General features: G+C 69.8%; 16 protein-coding genes and 2 tRNA genes. 12 read left to right on the top strand and 6 right to left on the bottom strand.

Features of this window, described 5'->3' with window-relative positions:
- Positions 1-175: 175 nt before the first annotated feature.
- Positions 176-1588 (bottom strand): amino acid permease, encoded by a 1413-nt coding sequence (locus ACFVYX_RS01320; RefSeq protein WP_389679202.1) that lies wholly within the window; start codon positions 1586-1588, stop codon positions 176-178.
- A 114-nt stretch (positions 1589-1702) separates the two neighbouring features.
- Complete coding sequence (locus ACFVYX_RS01315) at positions 1703-3088, bottom strand: amino acid permease (protein ID WP_389679201.1); 1386 nt, start codon at positions 3086-3088, stop codon at positions 1703-1705.
- A 273-nt stretch (positions 3089-3361) separates the two neighbouring features.
- Here ACFVYX_RS01315 and ACFVYX_RS01310 point away from each other — a divergent pair, with 273 nt between their 5' ends.
- Entirely contained in the window at positions 3362-3955 is a 594-nt protein-coding gene (locus ACFVYX_RS01310; protein ID WP_389679200.1) for a biotin transporter BioY, read from the top strand.
- Between the two features lie 71 nt (positions 3956-4026).
- On the opposite strand, the gene ACFVYX_RS01305 is transcribed toward ACFVYX_RS01310, so the two are convergent.
- A complete protein-coding gene (locus tag ACFVYX_RS01305) occupies positions 4027-5460 on the bottom strand; it encodes an amino acid permease (RefSeq protein WP_389679199.1) in 1434 nt (477 codons plus the stop codon).
- Between the two features lie 196 nt (positions 5461-5656).
- On the opposite strand from ACFVYX_RS01305, the gene ACFVYX_RS01300 reads away from it, so the two are divergent.
- Both ACFVYX_RS01300 and ACFVYX_RS01295 read left to right on the top strand, forming a co-directional pair.
- Positions 5657-6151: a ribose-5-phosphate isomerase gene (locus ACFVYX_RS01300; protein ID WP_389679198.1), complete on the top strand. Its 495-nt coding sequence runs from the start codon at positions 5657-5659 to the stop codon at positions 6149-6151.
- Complete coding sequence (locus ACFVYX_RS01295; RefSeq protein WP_389679197.1) at positions 6151-6960, top strand: Fpg/Nei family DNA glycosylase; 810 nt, start codon at positions 6151-6153, stop codon at positions 6958-6960. The genes ACFVYX_RS01300 and ACFVYX_RS01295 overlap by 1 nt, the downstream gene beginning before the upstream one ends.
- Before the next feature lie 70 nt (positions 6961-7030).
- Here the strand turns inward: ACFVYX_RS01295 and ACFVYX_RS01290 are convergent, their stop codons facing one another.
- Positions 7031-8260 (bottom strand): GNAT family N-acetyltransferase, encoded by a 1230-nt coding sequence (locus ACFVYX_RS01290; RefSeq protein ID WP_389679196.1) that lies wholly within the window; start codon positions 8258-8260, stop codon positions 7031-7033.
- A gap of 106 nt (positions 8261-8366) precedes the next feature.
- Here ACFVYX_RS01290 and ACFVYX_RS01285 point away from each other — a divergent pair, with 106 nt between their 5' ends.
- On the top strand, positions 8367-9512 hold the full coding sequence (locus tag ACFVYX_RS01285; protein ID WP_389679194.1) for a PP2C family protein-serine/threonine phosphatase: 1146 nt from the start codon (positions 8367-8369) through the stop codon (positions 9510-9512).
- Between the two features lie 167 nt (positions 9513-9679).
- Positions 9680-9874 carry a hypothetical protein gene (locus ACFVYX_RS01280; protein ID WP_015033610.1) on the top strand — a complete coding sequence of 65 codons (195 nt, stop codon included), beginning with the start codon at positions 9680-9682 and terminating at the stop codon, positions 9872-9874.
- Between the two features lie 140 nt (positions 9875-10014).
- Here ACFVYX_RS01280 and ACFVYX_RS01275 read toward each other — a convergent pair.
- Positions 10015-10088: transfer RNA gene (locus tag ACFVYX_RS01275), tRNA-Gly, on the bottom strand.
- A 132-nt stretch (positions 10089-10220) separates the two neighbouring features.
- Here ACFVYX_RS01275 and ACFVYX_RS01270 point away from each other — a divergent pair.
- From ACFVYX_RS01270 to clpX, 5 genes are all read left to right on the top strand, one after another.
- A tRNA-Pro gene (locus tag ACFVYX_RS01270) sits at positions 10221-10297 on the top strand.
- 170 nt (positions 10298-10467) lie between these two features.
- The gene (gene tig / locus ACFVYX_RS01265; RefSeq protein ID WP_389679193.1) at positions 10468-11853 is read left to right on the top strand and encodes a trigger factor; all 1386 of its coding nucleotides are present in this window, start codon (positions 10468-10470) and stop codon (positions 11851-11853) included.
- 239 nt (positions 11854-12092) lie between these two features.
- Positions 12093-12710 carry an ATP-dependent Clp protease proteolytic subunit gene (locus ACFVYX_RS01260; protein WP_389679192.1) on the top strand — a complete coding sequence of 206 codons (618 nt, stop codon included), beginning with the start codon at positions 12093-12095 and terminating at the stop codon, positions 12708-12710.
- A 62-nt stretch (positions 12711-12772) separates the two neighbouring features.
- The gene (locus ACFVYX_RS01255) at positions 12773-13435 is read left to right on the top strand and encodes an ATP-dependent Clp protease proteolytic subunit (protein WP_389679492.1); all 663 of its coding nucleotides are present in this window, start codon (positions 12773-12775) and stop codon (positions 13433-13435) included.
- A 155-nt stretch (positions 13436-13590) separates the two neighbouring features.
- The gene (gene clpX / locus ACFVYX_RS01250; protein WP_015033605.1) at positions 13591-14874 is read left to right on the top strand and encodes an ATP-dependent Clp protease ATP-binding subunit ClpX; all 1284 of its coding nucleotides are present in this window, start codon (positions 13591-13593) and stop codon (positions 14872-14874) included.
- Between the two features lie 73 nt (positions 14875-14947).
- On the opposite strand, the gene ACFVYX_RS01245 is transcribed toward clpX, so the two are convergent.
- Positions 14948-15904, bottom strand: a complete 957-nt coding sequence (locus ACFVYX_RS01245; RefSeq protein ID WP_389679190.1) for a hypothetical protein — start codon at positions 15902-15904, stop codon at positions 14948-14950.
- A 138-nt stretch (positions 15905-16042) separates the two neighbouring features.
- Here ACFVYX_RS01245 and ACFVYX_RS01240 point away from each other — a divergent pair, with 138 nt between their 5' ends.
- On the top strand, positions 16043-18664 hold the full coding sequence (locus ACFVYX_RS01240; RefSeq protein ID WP_389679189.1) for a valine--tRNA ligase: 2622 nt from the start codon (positions 16043-16045) through the stop codon (positions 18662-18664).
- A gap of 143 nt (positions 18665-18807) precedes the next feature.
- On the top strand, positions 18808-19950 hold the full coding sequence (locus ACFVYX_RS01235) for a sensor histidine kinase (RefSeq protein ID WP_389679188.1): 1143 nt from the start codon (positions 18808-18810) through the stop codon (positions 19948-19950).
- Positions 19951-19986: the final 36 nt, after the last annotated feature.

Raw genomic sequence — 19986 nt, 5'->3', positions numbered from 1 at the left:
ACCTATATGCAAGTGCAGGCTAGCAGCAGATGCATCCCGTAGTTGATCAGCCCTTCGTCCTAGGTCCCGTGTCCCCGTCCGCCGCCTCGTCAGGACACGACGGAACCCCCGGACCGAGCGGCGGTCCGGGGGTTCCGTGGGTTCGCGGGAAGCGGAGGGAGGAGCGGAGGGGACGTCAGGAGGAGCGGTCCGCCGCGGACTTCTGGCGCGCGAACCCGGCGGCGGCGAGGAGCAGCGTCAGGCCGCCCGTCCAGTACAGCTGCACCCGTGTGCCCTCCTCGCGGGCCATCAGGACGAAGATCGCCGTCATGCCGGCGAGCGCCACCCAGGTCAGCACCGGGAAGGCCCACATCCGCACGACCAGCTTCTCGGGCGCCTCGCGCTCGGTGCGGCGGCGCAGCACCAGCTGGGAGGCGGCGATGAAGAACCAGACGACCAGGATGATCGCGCCGATCGTGTTGAGCAGCCAGACGAAGATGTCGTCGGGACGCCAGTAGCTGAGCAGCACACAGGCGAAGCCGAAGACGGAGGAGACGAGCACCGCCGGGCGCGGGACGCCGCCGAACGTACGGCCGAGCGCCTTCGGACCCTGACCGCGCGCGACCAGCGAACCGGCCATGCGGGAGGCCCCGTAGATGTTGGCGTTCATCGCCGAGAGCAGCGCGACGAGCACGACCACGTTCATGATCTGGCCGGCCGCCGGGATCCCCAGGTGGTCGAGGGTCGCCACGTACGGGCCCTTCTCGACGACCGTCTTGTCGTCCCACGGCACGAGGGTGACGATGACCGCCATCGAGCCGATGTAGAAGAGCGCGATCCGCCACATCGCCGTACGCACGGCCTTGGCGACGCCCTGCACCGGGTGCTCCGACTCGGCCGCCGCGATGGTGACCGTCTCCAGACCGCCGTACGCGAAGACGGAGGCGAGCAGACCCACGATCAGGCCCTCGGAGCCGTGCGGGAAGAAGCCGCCGTCGCCGGTGAGGTTCGCGGTGCCGGGGGAGTCCGTGCCGGGCAGGACGCCGGCGATCGCGAGCACGCCGATCCCGAGGAAGAGGACGATCGCGCCGACCTTGAGCGCGGCGAACCAGAACTCGAACTCGCCGAAGTTCTTCACGGCCGCCAGGTTGGTGGCGCAGAAGACCAGCATGAAGAGCGCGACCCAGGCCCACTCGGGGCTCCCCGGGAACCAGCCGGTCATGATCTTCGCGGCGCCGATGCCCTCCAGGCCGACGGCGACGCAGAGCAGGAACCAGAAGGCCCACCCGGAGGTGAAGCCCGCCCAGGAGCCGAAGGCCCGCTCGGCGTGGACGGAGAAGGAGCCGGAGGCCGGGTTCGCCGCGGACATCTCGCCGAGCATCCGCATCACGAGCATCACGAGGACGCCCGAGATCGCGTAGGCGATCACGATCGAGGGCCCGGCGGCGGCGATGCCCGCGCCGGAACCGACGAAGAGTCCGGCGCCGATCACACCGCCCAGGGCGATCATCGAGAGATGGCGCTGCTTGAGGCCGTGCGCGAGGCCCTCCGCAGGTGCGGTCGCGCCGTCCTTGCGGTCGGCCGGCGCGGGCGCGGTGGTCCGAGACATGGGCGAGCCCTGTTCACTAGCTGAGACGGAGAGAGCCCACAGTCTGGGCGGCCACCCCGGTCACAGGGAACCGGAGTCCGCTATACGGTCACGAGCCTCACACATCGTGAAGGTCTAGTTCCGGTTCGTACGCAGTTCCCGCACCCACGCCACCAGGAGCACCGCCCCGGTCGCCGCCCCCGACCACAGCACCTGCGGCCGCGCACCGTCGTCCCAGAGCATCAGGACAAGCACCGCGGCGATCGCGGCGAGCGCCACCCACGTCAGCCACGGGAACCCCCACATCCGCAGCGTCAGCGTCTCCGGCGCCTCCCGTTCGATCCGGCGCCGCAGCCGCAGCTCCGAGACCGCGATCAGCGCCCAGACGAAGAGCAGTACCGCCCCGACCGCGTTGAGCATGTAGAGGAAGACGGAATCCGGCCACTTCAGATTGAGGAGTACGGAGACGAAGCCGAAGGCGACCGAGGCGAGCACCGCCCGCCGCGGCACACCACCGTTCGAGACCCGCAGCAGCCCCTTCGGCGCCTCCCCGCGCTCCGCCAGCGAGAACACCATCCGGGAGGAGCCGTACAGGTTCGCGTTGAGCGCCGAAAGCAGCGCCACGAACACCACCACGTTCATGATCTGGCCCGCGGCCGGCACCCCGATCGCGTCCAGGACCGCCACGTACGGCGACTCGCCCGGCCTCATCGAGGTCCACGGCAGCAGCGTCACGATGACCAGCATCGAACCCACGTAGAAGAGGAGGATCCGCCACACCGCGCTGCGCACCGCCCGCGCCACGTTCCGCGCCGGGTCGTCGGACTCGGCCGCCGCGATCGTGACGACCTCCAGACCGCCGAAGGCGAAGACGACGGCGAGGACACCGGAGACGACCCCCTCCCAGCCGTTCGGCAGGAAACCGCCCTGCCCGGTCAGATTGGCCGTCCCCACCGGATCGGTGTCGGGGAGCCGGCCGACGATCGCCAGAGTCCCGAGGATCAGGAAGAGGACGATCGCCCCGACCTTCAGGGCGGCGAACCAGAACTCGAACTCGCCGAAGTTCTTCACCGCCGCGAGGTTGGCGAGGGTGAACACGATCATGAAGACCAGCACCCAGCCCCACTGCGGGACCTCCGGCACCCAGCCGTGCGCGATGTGCGCCGCGCCCGTCGCCTCCACGGCCAGGACCACCACGAGCAGGAACCAGTACAGCCAGCCCACCGAGAAGCCCGCCCACCGGCCGAGCGCCCGTTCGGCGTGGACCGAGAAGGCTCCCGACGCCGGCATCGCCGCCGACATCTCGCCCAGCATCCGCATGACCAGCATCGCGAGCGCGCCGGCCAGCAGATACGAGACCACGATGCCGGGCCCGGCGACGGCGATGCCCGCGCCCGAGCCGACGAAGAGTCCGGCGCCGATCACGCCGCCGAGACCCAGCATCGTCAGATGACGCTGCTTCAGGCCGTGGGAGAGGGGCTCCGGTTCGGTGACCAGAGGGGACGGCGGGGCGTCGCGCATGGTGAGGGGCTCGCGCTCTCGGGTAAGGGGCCTTTATGGAGACTCCACAGTCTCTCTGTTGACCTCCCTCTGGCGCAAAAGGGACGTCTCCCGGAGAGTTGCCAGTGACGAGGGTCACGTGGCGCACTTCATGGAATCCGGCATGGATCCGCTCTTTGTCGGAACCTGATGAAGTGGCTGGCTCACGCTTTGTCGGCGGCTGACGGTGATCGGGCGTTCACTCCTGGCATACCGTCAACCTGTCCCGCCCACCCTCACCCTCGCGGAGTACCGATGAGCACCGCCGCAGCCCCCGCCCGTACCCTCCGTGCGGGCACCGTCCTCGCCGACCTGCTCCCGTCGAGCCGCACCCGCGACATCGCCCTCGTCGTCGGCGGCGCCGCCCTCACCGGCCTCGCCGCGCAGCTCTCGGTCCCGGTCCCCGGCTCCCCGGTCCCGGTCTCCGGCCAGACCTTCGCCGCCCTGCTCGTCGGCACCGCCCTCGGGGCCCGCCGCGGCTTCCTCGCCCTGGCCCTGTACGCGGTGGCCGGCATGGCGGGCGTGCCGTGGTTCGCGCAGGCCACCTCCGGCTACGGCATGCCGTCCTTCGGCTACATCCTCGGCATGCTCCTCGCCGCGACCGTCGTCGGCGCCCTCGCCCGCCGCGGCGCCGACCGCTCGGTGCTCCGCACGGCCGGCGCGATGATCCTCGGCTCGGCGATCATCTACGCGGTCGGCGTGCCCTACCTGGCGCTCGCCACCGGCATGACCCTCGGCCAGGCCGTCGCCGCGGGCCTGACCCCGTTCCTCATCGGCGACGCCCTCAAGGCCGCCCTCGCGATGGGCGCCCTGCCGGCCGCGTGGAAGCTCCTCGGCCGCAAGGGCTGAGCCCCGTACGCACACGAAGAGGGCCCGTCGTTCCCCCGAGGAACGGCGGGCCCTCTCGCGTACGTACGGGATCAGTCCCGCACGGCCTTCGCGAACCGCTCCCTGACCAGCGCGACCGCGATCACGAGCGCGGCGACGAGGAGCGAGAGCACGACCTGCTCGCGGGCGCTGCCGCCGTCGTACAGCATGTAGCCGAGGACGAAGACGATCATGGCGATCGTCGCCCAGGTCAGATACGGGAAGAGCCACATCCGGACGACGAGCTTCTCCGGCGTCTCGCGCAGGATGATGCCGCGCATCCGCAGCTGCGTCACACAGATGACCAGCCAGACGAAGAGCGCGACCGCGCCGGAGGAGTTCAGCAGGAACGCGAAGACGGTGTCCGGCCACTTGTAGTTGAAGAAGACCGCGACGAAGCCGAAGACGACCGAGCCGAGGATCGCGGCGGTCGGCACGCCCCGCTTGTTGACCTTGGCGAAGGACTTCGGCGCGTCACCGCGCTGCCCGAGCGAGAAGGCCATGCGGGAGGCGGTGTAGAGGCCCGAGTTCAGGCAGGACAGGACGGCCGTCAGGACGATCACGTTCATGATCTGGCCGGCGTGTGCGATGCCGATGGAGTCGAGCGCGGCGACGTACGAGCCCTTGTCGACGATCGACTTGTCGTTCCACGGCAGCAGGGTGAGGACGACGAAGATCGAGCCCAGGTAGAAGACGCCGATCCGCCAGATCACGCTGTTGGTGGCCTTGGTGACCGCCTTCTGCGGGTTCTCGGACTCGCCGGCGGCGAGGGTGACGATCTCGCTGCCCATGAAGGAGAAGACGACCATCAGCACACCGGTGAGGATCGCTCCCGCACCCATCGGGAAGAAGCCCCCGGAGTCGGTGAGGTGGGCGAACCCGGCGCCCGGGTTGTCCGAGCCGGGCAGCACGCCGAAGACCGCGAGGAGTCCGATGGCGACGAAGGCGGCGATGGCGACGACCTTGATGCCGGCGAACCAGAACTCGAACTCGCCGTACGAGGCGACCGAGGCGAGGTTGGTGGCGGTCAGCACCACCATGACGATGAGCGCCCAGCCCCACTGCGGCACGGCCGGGATCCAGCTCTCCAGGATCTTGGCGCCCGCCGTCGCCTCGACGGCGAGGACGACGACCCAGAAGAACCAGTAGAGCCAGCCGATGCTGAAACCGGCCCAGCGGCCGAGGGCCCGGTCCGCGTAGGCGGAGAAGGAGCCGGAGGAGGGCCGGGCGGCGGCCATCTCGCCGAGCATCCGCATGACGAAGACGACCATGGTGCCGACGAGTGCGTACGAGAGCAGGATCGCGGGGCCGGCCGCGGCGATGCCGGAGCCGGAGCCGACGAACAGGCCGGCGCCGATGACACCACCGATGGCGATCATCGACAGGTGACGGTTCTTGAGCCCGGCCTTGAGGCCGTCGGAGGAGTGCGGTGTCCCGGGGGTACCGGTCTCCTCGCCGTCCTTCGTCAGGGTCGGTTGCGTGTTCATGAACGCTTCCTCGTGTGTGGGGGGCGCTCGGGTCGCGAGCCTGAGCATTGAACACCGCGAACCGGGATGATCGGAAGACCTCATTCCGGATCGTTGTACGGACGGCCTCGCGAGAGCCGAAAGTCCGTACCAGGCCAGGTGAACGTCCCGACCCCGCTGCCTGCTACCCGGTCCCGGACATGCCACACTCGGCACCATGCGCGTCTACATCGGTTCCGACCACGCCGGATACGAACTCAAGAACCACCTCGTCGAGTGGCTCACGGCACACGGCCACGAGCCCGTCGACTGCGGTCCCCACATCTACGACGCCCTCGACGACTACCCGCCGTTCTGCCTGCGCGCCGCCGAGAAGACGGCCGCGGACCCGGACAGCCTGGGCATCGTCATCGGCGGCTCCGGCAACGGCGAGCAGATCGCCGCGAACAAGGTGAAGGGGGTGCGCGCCGCCCTCGCCTGGAGCGAGCAGACCGCCGCCCTCGGCCGCGAGCACAACAACGCCAACGTGATCTCCGTCGGCGGCCGGATGCACACCCGGGAAGAGGCGACCAAGTTCGTCGAGATCTTCCTGACCACCCCGTACTCCGGTGACGAGCGTCACACCCGCCGCATCGACATGCTCACCGCGTACGAGACCACCGGCGAGCTCCCCCCGATCCCGGCCCACCACCCGCAGGAGCCGACCGCCTGATGCCCGAGGGGCACACGATCCACCGGCTGGCCGCCGACCACAGGGAACGGTTCGGCGGCCGGTCCGTGCGGGTGACCAGCCCGCAGGGCAAGTTCGCGGACTCGGCGGCGCTGCTCGACGGCGCCGTCCTCGAGACCACCGAGGCCCACGGCAAACACCTCTTCCTCGGCTTCGAGGACAGGGAATGGATCCACATCCACCTGGGCCTCTTCGGCAAGGTGAACTTCGGCGACGCGCCCGCCCCGCCGCCCACGGACACCGTCCGGCTGCGCCTCGCGGACCACGAGGGCTACGTCGACCTCCGCGGCCCCACCACCTGCGCGTACATCACGAACGCGGAGAAGCGGGCGATACACGAGCGCCTGGGCCCGGACCCGCTCAGGAACGGCGACGACCCCGACAAGGCCTGGCGCCGGATCTCGAAGTCCCGCAGCACCATCGCCGCCCTGCTCATGGACCAGAAGATCATCGCCGGCGTCGGCAACGTCTACCGCGCCGAGGTCCTCTTCCGGCACGGCATCGACCCGTACCGCGCGGGCAGGGACCTCACGGCGGGGGAGTGGGACGCGATCTGGACCGACCTGAAGACGCTGATGCGCGAGGGCGTCCGACTCAACCGCATCGACACCGTCCGCCCCGAGCACACCCCCGAGGCCATGGGCCGCCCGCCGCGCGTCGACGACCACGGCGGCGAGGTCTACGTCTACCGCCGCGCGACGATGCCCTGCCACCTCTGCACCACGGAGATCCGCACGGCGGACCTCGCCGCCCGCAACCTCTTCTGGTGCCCCACCTGCCAGCAGTCCTGAGGGTCGCGTCCCTCCAGGGGGTTCTTGTCGATCAGGCCGGGTTCGCGGCCTGATCGACAACACACCCCTACTAGAACCCGTGCGGCAGCCACGGCGCGACCGGTGACCCGAACGCCACCGACGCCTCGACGAGCGCCCCCTCCCGAAGCTCCCGCACGCGCCCGGCGGCGGCCAGCGACACCAGCGAGGTCCCGCCCAGGTACGCCGCCCCCAACTCCCGTACGGAAAGAGCGACGTCCGCCGTGTCCTCCGTACGGACACAGGTCGCACCCTTCGCGTCCCCGGTCAGCCGCCAACGCCCCTCGTTCCACGGGCAGAACGCGTCCTCGACCTCGAACACCACGTCCACCGGCGCCTGATACGTCCGCGCCTCCAGCGCCGCGCCCACGTCCACGAGCCGCACGAACAGCGCCTCCCGCAGGGTCGGCTCACACCGCCGCACGTCCGTCACGAGACCCAGCCACGCGTCGTCCACGGGCCGGCTGTGGATCCGTACCTTCGTGGTGAGGTCCACCGAGCACACGAACCGCCACAGCGCCGCATCCGCCGCCGGGTCGAGCCCCATCAGTTCGTGCACCGCCACCGTCCCGTCGGCCCCGGCGAACGACCAGTCCGGCTTGATCGCGTAGCGCACGAAGCCCACGACCTCCCCGCCCCGCTCCGCCAGCACGCACTGCCGGGGCGACGCGCCCTCCCGGCTCCCCGCCGGGTCGAGCAGCGGCAGCCGCTCCCACCCGGGCCGCCGGGCGAGCATTCCGGGCCGGGACGGCACGAGACACGCGTACACCGCCTCGCACGCCGCCGCGGCCTCCGCCGGGTCGGCGGCCCGCAGCGTCACCGCGTCCGTGCCCGCAGGGACCGTCAGCCGTACCCGGTCCGTGGGGATCGTCGCGTGCGCCGTGTACGAGGCCGCGCCGTACCCGAACCGCCCGTAGATCTCCGCCTCCGAGGCCGTCAGGACGGCCAGCGGCTCGCCCCACGCCCGTACGTCCTCCAACTGCCGCCGCATCATCGAGGTCAGGATTCCGCGCCGGCGGTGCGTCCCCGCCACGCTCACCATCGTCACCCCGGCCGCCGGCACCGACGCCCCGCCCGGCACCGTGAGACCGAACGAGAACGCCCCCGCCGTACCCACCGGCACCTCCCCGTCCCAGACCCCGAGGAACCGCTCGTGTTCGGTCAGGTCCTGCCAGAGCCGTCGCTCCTCCGGCTCCTCCGGCACACCCCCGAACGCAAGCTCCAACACCCCGTACCAGCGGTCCCACTCAGCCGGGTCGAGAACCCGCAGTTCAGTCGTCATATGCCATCGTTATCAGCGGCGCCCGCCCGGGGCGACCCGTTTTCGCGCACATTGTCACCGGGGTACCCCTGCGCGATGTCGGACGGGATGGATAGGGTCCAGGCCAATGGGACACCGCGCCGGAGTGAACACGTACGCGGCCCGCCTGCGCAGACGCGCCCGCCGGGCCCGCACCGCGCTGCGCAGATCCGGCGTCGACTACTTCCGCGGGGACGGCTCCGACTGGCTCGCCTTCGCCGGACTCCTCCTGATGATTCCGGCCATCGCCTGCGGAACCCTCCTCGACCCCGTCTGGTGCGCGCCCACCGTGCTCGTCCTGCCCATCGTGGCCGGCGGCCTGCTGCTGCGCCCGGCGAGCCTGCTCGGCCTGTACGCGGCCGCCGCGGGCGCCCTCATCGTGGAGTCCGTCGTCCTCGGCCCGTACACCCAGGGCCCCGCCCGGGTCACCCCCGGAACCGTCCTCGTCGTCGCCGCCTGCGGACTCTTCGGACTGCTCATCGCCCAGTTCAGGGCACGGGTCGGCGTGCCCTGGCGGCGCGGCGGCACCATGCTCTTCGACCTCCGCGAACGCATCCGCGTCCAGAGCGCCCTGCCCCGCCTCCCGCAGGGCTGGCACCGCGAGATGGCGCTGCGCCCGGCCGGCGGCCAGTCCTTCTCCGGCGACTTCGTCGTCGCCGCCCGCACCCACGGCGGCCGCACCCTGGAGGTCGTCCTCACCGACGTCTCCGGCAAGGGCATGGACGCCGCCTCCCGCTCCCTGCTGCTCTCCGGAGCCTTCGGCGGCCTCCTCGGCTCGCTCCCGCCCCACGGCTTCCTGCCCGCCGCCAACGGCTATCTGCTCCGCCAGAACTGGGACGAGGGCTTCGCCACCTCCATCCACCTCGTCCTCGACCTGGAGTCCGGGGACTACGAACTCTTCTCCGCCGGCCACCTCCCCGCCCTCCAGCTCCACGCGGGCAACGGCCGCTGGGAGGAGAAGGCCGCGGAAGGCCCCCTGCTCGGCGTCTACGACGGCGCGGACTTCCACCCGGTCAAGGGCTCGCTGCGCCCCGGCGACGTCCTCATGCTCTTCACCGACGGCCTGGTCGAGGCCGCGGACCGGGACATCGCCGAGGGCATCGACCGCCTCACGGGCGAGGCCGACCGCTGCGTCGCCGACGGCTTCGAGGGCGTCGCCTGGCACCTGATCGAAGCGGTGGCCAAGGACGTCAACGACGACCGCGCCCTTCTCCTCATCTCCCGTCCCGCCTAGGGGCGTCTTGCCAGTTGTCTCGCTTTCCCCGCCCGCTCGCGCCGAGACGATTCGTCACCCGGCAGCGAGGGCAGGGGGGTTGGTGGCACGATGGAGGCAGCGGGGGGTGTTCCGGGACACGGGCTCCCTGGTGGGCGAGGCGGGACCGACCGAGGGTGTGATCAGTTGTGGCCATTTCACTGTCTGTGGTGTTGCTGTTGGCAATCATCCTGGTGGTGCTGATCCGTGGGGGGAACCTCAAGGGCGGCCCGGCCGTGGTCGCGGTCCTCTTCGGCTTCTTCCTCGCCTCCACCGGCATGGCGGACGACATCCAGCGCTTCCTGGACTCGATAACGCAGACGGTCGCCTCGATAAAGTTCTGAACGAGCGCGTCGTACGACGAAGGGCCCCCACCGAGACCGGCGGGGGCCCTTCGTGTGACGCGGACCGGCGGGTCCGGCCGGCGCTTGGCCGGGAACGACCGCGGCCCGGATCGCGCGAGGCGAACCGGGCCGTGGACCTGTGGAGCGGGTGACGGGAATCGAACCCGCGTAGCTAGTTTGGAAGACTAGTGCTCTACCATTGAGCTACACCCGCACAGCATCGCGCCGCAGGTCAGGAGGACCGCGGCACGAAGAGCATGGTAGCGCCTCCGGGGCCGTTCGTGCACACCTCGAAATCGAGGGGCGCCGGACAGTCCCCGTCCATGTACCCTACGTGTCGCACCGACGGGGTGTGGCGCAGCTTGGTAGCGCGTCCGCTTTGGGAGCGGAAGGCCGTGGGTTCAAATCCCGCCACCCCGACCATGACGATCGCGCGGCCCACCTCGCGTTCTTGATCACGTTGTGGGCGTCATCCCGCTTGCGGTTACTATGCAAGCTGCGTGCCCGTGTGTCTTTCTGACCGGGCCGACCCGCCGGAACCGCCACACGCGGCGCCGGTGGATTCCAGGAATCAGCCACAAGGAGACCGAACCGTGAAGAGCGCCGTGGAGACCCTGAACCCGACTCGGGTTCGGCTCACTGTCGAGGTGCCCTTCGAGGAGCTCAAGGACAGCCTCGACGCGGCGTACAAGAAGATCAACCAGCAGGTCACGGTCAAGGGCTTCCGTAAGGGCAAGATCCCTGCTCGCGTGATCGACCAGCGGTTCGGCCGCGGCGCCGTGCTGGAAGAGGCCGTCAACGACGCGCTCCCGAAGTTCTACACCGAGGCGGTCAACGAGGCCTCGGTCAACCCGCTCGGCCAGCCCGAGGTCGACATCACGGAGCTGAAGGACGGCGAGCTGCTGGCCTTCACCGCCGAGGTCGACATCCGCCCGGCGCTCGAGATCCCGGACTACTCCGGCATCGAGGTCACCGTCGACGCGGTCGAGGTCACCGACGAGGACGTCGAGAAGTCCGTGGAGCAGCTCCGTGAGCGCTTCGCCTCGACCTCCCCGGTCGAGCGCGCCGCCCAGGACGGGGACGTCGTCACCATCGACCTGGAGGCCAAGGTCGACGGAGAGGTCCTCCCCGACGGTGTCGCCGACGGTGTCTCGTACACCATCGGCTCGGGCGAGCTGCTCGACGGCATCGACGAGGCCGTCAAGGGCCTGGAGGCCGGCGGCGAGGCCACCTTCACCTCGCAGCTGAAGGGCGGCTCCGCCGAGGGCAAGGACGCCGAGGTCACCGTCAAGGTCACCACGGTCGCCGCCCGTGAGCTTCCCGAGCTGGACGACGAGTTCGCGCAGATGGCGTCGGAGTTCGACACCCTCGACGAGCTCAAGGCCGACAGCCGCAAGCGCCTCGAGAACATGAAGCAGTTCGACCAGGCCACCCAGGCCCAGGAGCGCGTCCTCGACGAGCTCCTCAAGCTGGTCGAGGTCCCGATGCCCGAGAAGCTTCTCGAGGACGAGATCAACACCCGCAAGCACAACCTGGAGCACCACCAGCTCGGCCAGATGGGCCTCGACCTCGCGAAGTACCTGGAGATCCAGGGCAAGACCGAGGAAGAGTTCCTGGCCGAGACCAAGGAGCAGGCCGAGAAGGGCATCAAGACGCAGTTCATCCTCGATGAGCTCGTCAACAAGGAGAAGCTCGACGTCTCCCGCGAGGAGCTCACCGAGCACCTGTTCCGCCGTGCCGCCTCCTCCGGCATGAGCCCCGACCAGTTCGCCCAGGCCGTGGCCGAGGGCGGCCAGGTACCGATGCTCGTCGGCGAGGTCGCCCGCGGCAAGGCCCTCGCGGTCGTCGTCGAGGCCGCCAAGGTCGTCGACTCCAACGGTGAGGTCGTCGACCTCTCGGACGACGAGGACGAGACCGAGACCGCCGCCGACGCCGTCGAGGCCGTCACCGGCGAGGCCGAGGTCTCCGAGGACAAGTAAGGGGCCTCCGCCCCGCGCGGACCCTGTGCCACGGGCCCGTACGCACTTCCGGTGCGTACGGGCCCGTGGACGTACGCGGACCCTCCGCGCGCCCCAACTACCTTGCGCTCCCAGCGAACAGTTCGGGAACCGGGATGGCTCTGTCCTACCTGCGCGTTAGGGTCCATGAATACGAGGGCAGTGCCCTCAGAACGAGACGCTGAGACGGCCCCGGCCGTCGGAGACGAGCAGGTGGATACGTGACGAATCTGAAGCCTTACGCCGCGGGTGAGCCGTCCATCGGTGGCGGCCTCGGCGACCATGTCTACAACCGGCTGCTCGGCGAGCGCATCATCTTCCTCGGCCAGCAGGTCGACGACGAGATCGCCAACAAGATCACCGCCCAGATGCTCCTCCTGGCCGCCGACCCGGACAAGGACATCTTCCTCTACATCAACAGCCCCGGTGGCTCCGTGACGGCCGGCATGGCCATCTACGACACCATGCAGTACATCCCGAACGACGTCGTCACCATCGGCATGGGCATGGCCGCCTCCATGGGCCAGTTCCTGCTCACCGGCGGCAGCGCCGGCAAGCGCTTCGCCCTGCCGAACACTGACATCCTGATGCACCAGGGCTCCGCCGGTATCGGTGGCACCGCCTCGGACATCAAGATCCAGGCCGAGTACCTTCTCCGTACGAAGAAGCGCATGGCCGAGATCACCGCGCTGCACTCCGGCCAGACCGTCGAGGCGATCATCCGCGACGGTGACCGCGACCGCTGGTTCACCGCGGAGGAGGCCAAGGACTACGGCCTCATCGACGAGATCATCTCTGCCGCTTCGGGCGTTCCGGGCGGCGGCGGCACGGGCGCCTGAGCCCCGGCAGTCCGCTCAAGAGCCCCAGCCCACCGAACGCCACCAGGACGGTGAACACCCAGATGCAGAACAACCTCTCCGCGAGCGGCCTCTACACCGGCGCGCCGATGGACAACCGCTATGTCGTGCCGCGCTTCGTCGAGCGCACGTCGCAGGGCATCCGCGAGTACGACCCCTACGCGAAGCTCTTCGAGGAGCGCGTGATCTTCCTCGGCGTGCAGATCGACGACGCCTCGGCGAACGACGTCATGGCGCAGCTGCTGTGCCTGGAGTCGATGGACCCGGACCGCGACATCTCGATCTACATCAACAGCCCCGGTGGCTCCTTCACCGCGCTGACCGCCATCTACGACACGATGCAGTTCGTGAAGCCGGACATCCAGACGGTCTGCATGGGCCAGGCGGCCTCCGCCGCGGCCGTGCTGCTCGCCGCGGGTACGCCGGGCAAGCGGATGGCCCTGCCGAACGCCCGTGTGCTGATCCACCAGCCCTCCGGCGGCACCGGCCGTGAGCAGCTCTCCGACCTGGAGATCGCGGCCAGGGAGATCCTGCGCATGCGCACCCAGCTGGAGGACATGCTGGCCAAGCACTCCTCGACGCCGATCGAGAAGATCCGCGACGACATCGAGCGTGACAAGATCCTCACGGCCGAGGACGCGCTCGCGTACGGCCTGGTCGACCAGATCGTCTCGACCCGTAAGAGCACGTCCGCCGCGGCACACTGACGCCGACCTTCCCCTGGCACGGTCCGCGTGGCCGAATCACGACCATGTGAACCGTGCCAAGGGGGGCCCGAACGGGGGGCCCGGCAAGGTACCGTCGAATATGAGGCACCAGGAGTCGCTGAACCAAGCGCTCCCAGGCGAAGGGGAAGCACCTCGTGGCACGCATCGGTGATGGCGGCGACCTGCTCAAGTGCTCGTTCTGCGGAAAGAGCCAGAAGCAGGTGAAGAAGCTCATCGCGGGACCCGGTGTGTACATCTGCGACGAGTGCATCGACCTCTGCAACGAGATCATCGAGGAAGAACTCGCGGAGACGAGCGAGGTGCGCTGGGAGGAACTTCCCAAGCCCCGCGAGATCTACGAGTTCCTCGAGGGGTACGTCGTCGGGCAGGAGCCCGCGAAGAAGGCCCTGTCGGTCGCGGTGTACAACCACTACAAGCGCGTCCAGGCCGGCGAGAACGGCGGCGCGCAGGGCCGGGACGACGCCATCGAGCTGGCGAAGTCCAACATTCTGCTGCTCGGCCCCACGGGCTCCGGGAAGACGCTGCTCGCGCAGACCCTGGCCCGGATGCTCAACGTCCCGTTCGCCATCGCCGACGCGACGGCGCTGACGGAGGCCGGCTATGTCGGCGAGGACGTCGAGAACATCCTCCTCAAGCTGATCCAGGCCGCCGACTACGACGTCAAGAAGGCCGAGACCGGGATCATCTACATCGACGAGATCGACAAGGTCGCCCGTAAGAGCGAAAACCCGTCGATCACGCGCGACGTGTCCGGTGAGGGCGTGCAGCAGGCCCTCCTGAAGATCCTCGAGGGCACGACGGCCTCGGTCCCCCCGCAGGGCGGACGGAAGCACCCGCACCAGGAGTTCATCCAGATCGACACGACGAACGTGCTCTTCATCGTGGGCGGCGCGTTCGCCGGCCTGGAGAAGATCATCGAGTCGCGGGCGGGCGCCAAGGGCATCGGCTTCGGAGCGACCATCCGCTCCAAGCGCGAGATCGAGGCGAGCGACCAGTTCCAGGAGGTCATGCCGGAGGACCTGGTGAAGTTCGGGATGATCCCGGAGTTCATCGGCCGTCTCCCGGTCCTCACCTCCGTCCACAACCTGGACCGCGAGGCGCTCCTCCAGATCCTGGTCGAGCCGCGGAACGCGCTGGTGAAGCAGTACCAGCGCCTCTTCGAACTCGACGGCGTGGAGCTGGACTTCGACCGCCCGGCCCTGGAGGCCATCGCCGACCAGGCGATCCTCCGCGGCACCGGCGCGCGTGGCCTGCGGGCCATCATGGAGGAGGTCCTCCAGTCGGTGATGTACGAGGTCCCGTCCCGCAAGGACGTGGCCCGGGTCGTCATCACGGCGGACGTCGTCCGCAACAACGTCAACCCGACGCTGGTCCCGCGGATCGTGAAGAACGACGGCAGGCACGAGAAGTCGGCCTGACGGTCGGAAGCGTCATGAGTGAGGGGGTCCCGCCCGAAAGGCGGGACCCCCTCACTCATGTCCGGTCACCGGCTCAGAGCTTGACGCGGACTTCCTTGCGGAGCTTGGCGGTGGTCGCGGCGGCGTCCTCGGCGGAGGTGCCCTTGCCCGTGAGCATGGAGGCCATGTCGACCGGGACGACGAGGCCCACCGTGCTGTGGTCGGCCCAGACGCACATCGTGATGGTCATCGAGGGGACGCTCGTGGCCGGGTCGGCCTTGGTCTTGAGCTGCTGGCACTTCAGGACCGCGCCGTCGAGCTCGGCCGGGGTGTAAGCCTGCGGGCTGCCGACCAGCTCCGGTGCTTCGGCGTCGCTCTTATCCTTCTCCGCCTCGACCTTGGTGTAGGCGAAGATGGCGTCGACGACCTTCTCCGGGTCGTCGATCTCGCCGTAGAGACCGGTGAGGGAGAGCATCTTGCCCCCGAGCGGGTTGGCCGCGTTCTTCACCTCCCAGCTGCCTTCGACCTCCGTGGCGTTCTTGACGCCGTTCTTCTCGGCCTCCTTCAGGGACTCCTTGTCGGACGAGCCCGCCTTGTTGGGAGACTTCTTGTACTCCGTGAGCACGGTCTCCGGGGTGATCAGCTTGTGCGGGCCGTCGTTCGCGACCGAGGCACCGCCACCGTCGCCGAACAGGAAGTACGCGCCCACGCCGATCGCCGCCACCACCGCGACCGCGCCGATGATCCAGCCGGCCTTGGACTTCTTCGGGGCCGGCGGGTGCGGGACGTAGCCGCCGGGGCCCTGGGGGGCGCCGTACGGGGGCTGCTGGCCGTACGGGCCCGGCTGCTGCTGCGGGTAGCCGTAGGGAGGCTGCTGCGGGGGGACGCCCTGCGGCGCCTGCTGGGGGTATCCGTAACCCGGCTGGGGAGCCTGCGGCTGGCCGTACGGGCCCGGCTGCTGCGGCTGCTGGCCGTACGGGCCCGGCTGGCCGTAGGGGCCGGGCTGCTGGGGCGGCTGGCCGCCGTACGGGCCGGGCTGGTTGTAGCTCATCGACAGGTTCCCCTCACAGGATGTTTATGCCTGCCGAACATCCTGACGGAACCGCCGGCCGGGAAGTGCGGCGGGGGCCACACCGTTACCGAACCAAAGCGTTTCAGGACAGGGCGGCGACACCCCTAAACTGGCCCCGTGACCGAGAACACTCAGCAGCAGACAGCGCCCACCACCGAACTGCCGACCCAGTACGCGCCGGCCGAGGTAGAGGGGCCGCTGTACGAGCGCTGGGTGGAGCGGGGGTACTTCGAGGCCGACGCGAAGAGCGAGAAGCCCGCGTACACCATCGTCATCCCGCCGCCGAACGTCACGGGCTCGCTCCACCTGGGCCACGCCTTCGAGCACACGCTGATCGACGCCCTCACCCGCCGCAAGCGCATGCAGGGCTTCGAGACGCTCTGGCAGCCCGGCATGGACCACGCCGGCATCGCCACCCAGAACGTCGTCGAGCGCGAGCTCGCCAAGGAGGGCAAGTCCCGCCACGACCTGGGCCGTGAGGCCTTCGTCGAGCGCGTCTGGGAGTGGAAGGCCGAGTCCGGCGGTCAGATCGCCGGGCAGATGCGCCGCCTCGGCGAGGGCCTGGCGTGGAGCCGGGACCGCTTCACCATGGACGAGGGCCTGTCCCGCGCCGTCCAGACCGTCTTCAAGAAGATGTTCGACGACGGCCTCATCTACCGCGCCGAGCGCATCATCAACTGGTGCCCGCGCTGTCTGACGGCCATCTCCGACATCGAGGTCGACTACCAGGACGACGACGGCGAGCTCGTCTCCATGAAGTACGGCGAGGGCGACGACACCATCGTCGTCGCCACGACCCGCGCCGAGACGATGCTCGGCGACACCGCCGTCGCCGTCCACCCCGACGACGAGCGCTACGCCCACCTGATCGGCAAGCGGATCAAGCTGCCGCTGACCGACCGGACGATCCCGGTCGTCGCCGACACGCACGTCGACCCGGAGTTCGGCACCGGCGCCGTCAAGGTGACCCCGGCGCACGACCCGAACGACTTCGCCATCGGCCAGCGCCACGACCTCGAATCCATCGAGGTCCTCGACGAGCGCGGTGTCATCACCGTCCACGGCCCCTTCCAGGGCCTGGACCGTTTCGAGGCACGCTCCGCGATCGTCGCCGCCCTGCGCGCCGAAGGCCGGATCGTCGCCGAGAAGCGTCCGTACGTCCACTCCGTCGGCCACTGCTCGCGCTGCAAGACGACGCTGGAGCCGCGTCTTTCCCTGCAGTGGTGGGTCAAGGTCGAGACCCTCGCCAAGGCCGCCGGTGACGCGGTCCGCGACGGCCAGGTGAACATCCACCCGGCAGACATGTCGCAGCGGTACTTCGACTGGGTCGACAACCTCAACGACTGGTGCATCTCGCGCCAGCTGTGGTGGGGGCACCGCATCCCCGTCTGGCACGGCCCCGACGGCGAGCTGGTCTGCGTCGGCCCCGACGAGGAGCCGCCCACGGGCGAGGGCTGGACCCAGGACACCGACGTCCTCGACACGTGGTTCTCGTCCGGCCTGTGGCCGTTCTCGACGATGGGCTGGCCGGAGAAGACCCCGGACCTGGAGAAGTTCTACCCGAACTCCGTCCTGGTCACCGGCTACGACCTCATGTTCTTCTGGGTCGCCCGGATGATGATGTTCGGTCTGTACGCGATGGACGGTCAGCCGCCGTTCCGCACGATCGCGTTCCACGGCATGGTCCGCGACGAGTTCGGCAAGAAGATGTCGAAGTCGTTCGGAAACACGGTCAACCCGCTGGACTGGATGGACAAGTACGGCTCCGACGCCCTGCGGTTCACCCTGGCCAAGGGCGCCAACCCGGGCGTCGACGTCCCGATCGGCGAGGACTGGGTCCAGGCCTCCCGCAACTTCGCCAACAAGATCTGGAACGCGACCCGTTTCGCCATGATGAACGGCGCCACGGTCGAGGGCCCGCTGCCGGACGTCTCCGAGATGACGGCGACCGACCGCTGGATCCTGTCGCGCCTGAACAAGGTGGTCGCCGAGGCGGACGCGTACTACGACGACTACCAGTTCGCCAAGCTCGCCGACGCCCTCTACCACTTCGCGTGGGACGAGGTCTTCGACTGGTACGTCGAGCTGTCCAAGACGACGTTCTTCGCGGGCGGCGAGCAGGCCAAGGTCTCGGCCCGTGTCCTCGGTGAGGTCCTCGACGTCACCCTGCGGCTCCTGCACCCGATCGTCCCCTTCGTCACCGACACCCTGTGGACGACCCTCACCGGCGGAGAGTCCCTCGTCGTCGCCGACTGGCCGAAGGACAGTGGCTTCCGCGACGAGGCCGCCGAGCAGGAGATCGAGCTCGTTCAGCAGGTCGTCACCGAGGTCCGCCGGTTCCGCTCCGACCAGGGGCTCCAGCCCGGCCAGAAGGTCCCGGCCCGCCTCGACGTGACCGGCACCGCGCTCGCACCGCACGAGGCGGCCATCCGCCAGCTGCTGCGCCTCCAGCCGGAGGGCGAGGGCTTCTCCGTCACGGCCTCCCTGCCGGTCGCCGGCGCCACCGTCGCGCTCGACCTGTCGGGCACCATCGACGTGGCCGCCGAGCGCAAGCGCCTCGCGAAGGACCTCGCGGCCGCGGAGAAGGAGAAGGCCCAGGCGAACGGAAAGCTCGGCAACGAGGCCTTCCTCGCCAAGGCCCCGGACAACGTGGTCGACAAGATCCGCACCCGCCTCGCCAAGGCGGACGAGGACATCGCCCGCATCGAGGCCCAGCTGGCGAACCTGCCGCAGGCCTAGGACGCGGAGAGAGGGGCCCGGAACCGGTACACGGTTCCGGGCCCTTCCCGTATCCCCCCAAGCGGGACGTAGTGCCCGATGTCACATCAGACGGGACTTCAGGTCCTCGGCGTCGGGACGAAGGACCTTGGATGATGGAAGGCATGCCCCGCCTCCCCACCGTCCCCGCGCTGCGCCGTCACGTGGACCGGTGGGCCGGCGCGCCCCGCGCCCTCGACGCCGTCGCCGCGCTCAGCGCCTTCGCCCTCATGCTCCTGGACGTGCCGGGGCTCGCCCGCGCCGACAACCCCCTCACCGGTGTCACCGCGACCCTCGTCCTCGCGGCCGGAGCGGCCACCCTGGTGCTCCGGCGCCGGCTGCCCTGGCTCCCGTACCTGGTGGCCCTGGCCCTGCTCGGCTGGCTGCACGAACTGACGATGGTGCAGTTCGCCCTGTACTCCATCGGCCGCTACCGGGGACGGCGGGCCGCCGTCGCCGCGACGCTGCTGTACGTCGGCGTGGCCTACGCGCTCTTCCACACGCCCGGCTGGCCCGCCCGGCACGGCGACACCCTGAGCGACTTCCTGAGCCTGGTCGTCCCCATCGGCGTCCTCGCCGCGGGCGTCGGCATCGCCGCCTACCGGCACGACCTCGTCCGCGCCCTGGAGACCCAGCGGGCCGAGGCCGCCGCCCGGCAGGCCGTCCAGGAGGAGCGGATCTCCGTCGGCCGGGACGTCCACGACCTGGTCGGCCGTGAGCTCACGGTCCTCGCGGTACGGGCCGAGGTCCTCGCCGTACGGGCCAGGGGAGACGCCCACCAGAAGGACTTCGAGGAGCTCGCGGACACGGCCCGGCGCGCCCACCTCATGCTCAACGAGACGATCGTGCGCCGCGCCGACCGGGACGGGGCCACGCCCTGTCTTGAGGGGCTCGCCGAGCTCGCGGGGGAGACCGAGCGGATGGGCAGCCCCGTGGAACTGACGGTCGCAGCGGAGGCCAAGGCGCTGTCGCCGCTGCGGCAGGCGGCCGTCCACAGGGTCGTCAGGGAGTGCCTGACGAACGCCGCCAAACACGCGCCCGGCCTGCCGGTGACGGTCGCGATCACCATCGAGGGCCCCGGTCTGCGGATCGAGGTGCGCAACCCGCTGCCGAAGTCCCCGCCGGACCCGGCCCCCGTCTCGACGGGCACAGGTCTGCTCTCCATGGAGGAGCGGGTCACCAGCATGGGCGGCACGATCGAGGCCCGCCGGGAGGACGACGGCTATGTGGTGACGGCGACACTGCCGACGGGGCTCGGCGCCCGCTAGGGGGCTTGCCGATCAGGCCGGGCTCGCGGCGTGATC

The organism is Streptomyces sp. NPDC058326 (genome assembly GCF_042879855.1).
GTDB lineage: Bacteria > Actinomycetota > Actinomycetes > Streptomycetales > Streptomycetaceae > Streptomyces.
Note: the sequence above shows the minus strand (reverse complement) of the source record. Positions and strands in the feature narration are given on the sequence as shown.

What these genes read in the sequence shown, in the direction of transcription:
- ACFVYX_RS01320 (WP_389679202.1), bottom strand. Translation starts at nt 1,588, where the DNA reads ATGTCTCGGACCACCGCGCCCGCGCCGGCCGACCGCAAGGACGGCGCG.
- ACFVYX_RS01315 (WP_389679201.1), bottom strand. Translation starts at nt 3,088, where the DNA reads ATGCGCGACGCCCCGCCGTCCCCTCTGGTCACCGAACCGGAGCCCCTC.
- ACFVYX_RS01310 (WP_389679200.1), top strand. Translation starts at nt 3,362, where the DNA reads ATGAGCACCGCCGCAGCCCCCGCCCGTACCCTCCGTGCGGGCACCGTC.
- ACFVYX_RS01305 (WP_389679199.1), bottom strand. Translation starts at nt 5,460, where the DNA reads ATGAACACGCAACCGACCCTGACGAAGGACGGCGAGGAGACCGGTACC.
- ACFVYX_RS01300 (WP_389679198.1), top strand. Translation starts at nt 5,657, where the DNA reads ATGCGCGTCTACATCGGTTCCGACCACGCCGGATACGAACTCAAGAAC.
- ACFVYX_RS01295 (WP_389679197.1), top strand. Translation starts at nt 6,151, where the DNA reads ATGCCCGAGGGGCACACGATCCACCGGCTGGCCGCCGACCACAGGGAA.
- ACFVYX_RS01290 (WP_389679196.1), bottom strand. Translation starts at nt 8,260, where the DNA reads ATGACGACTGAACTGCGGGTTCTCGACCCGGCTGAGTGGGACCGCTGG.
- ACFVYX_RS01285 (WP_389679194.1), top strand. Translation starts at nt 8,367, where the DNA reads ATGGGACACCGCGCCGGAGTGAACACGTACGCGGCCCGCCTGCGCAGA.
- ACFVYX_RS01255 (WP_389679492.1), top strand. Translation starts at nt 12,773, where the DNA reads ATGCAGAACAACCTCTCCGCGAGCGGCCTCTACACCGGCGCGCCGATG.
- ACFVYX_RS01245 (WP_389679190.1), bottom strand. Translation starts at nt 15,904, where the DNA reads ATGAGCTACAACCAGCCCGGCCCGTACGGCGGCCAGCCGCCCCAGCAG.
- ACFVYX_RS01235 (WP_389679188.1), top strand. Translation starts at nt 18,808, where the DNA reads ATGCCCCGCCTCCCCACCGTCCCCGCGCTGCGCCGTCACGTGGACCGG.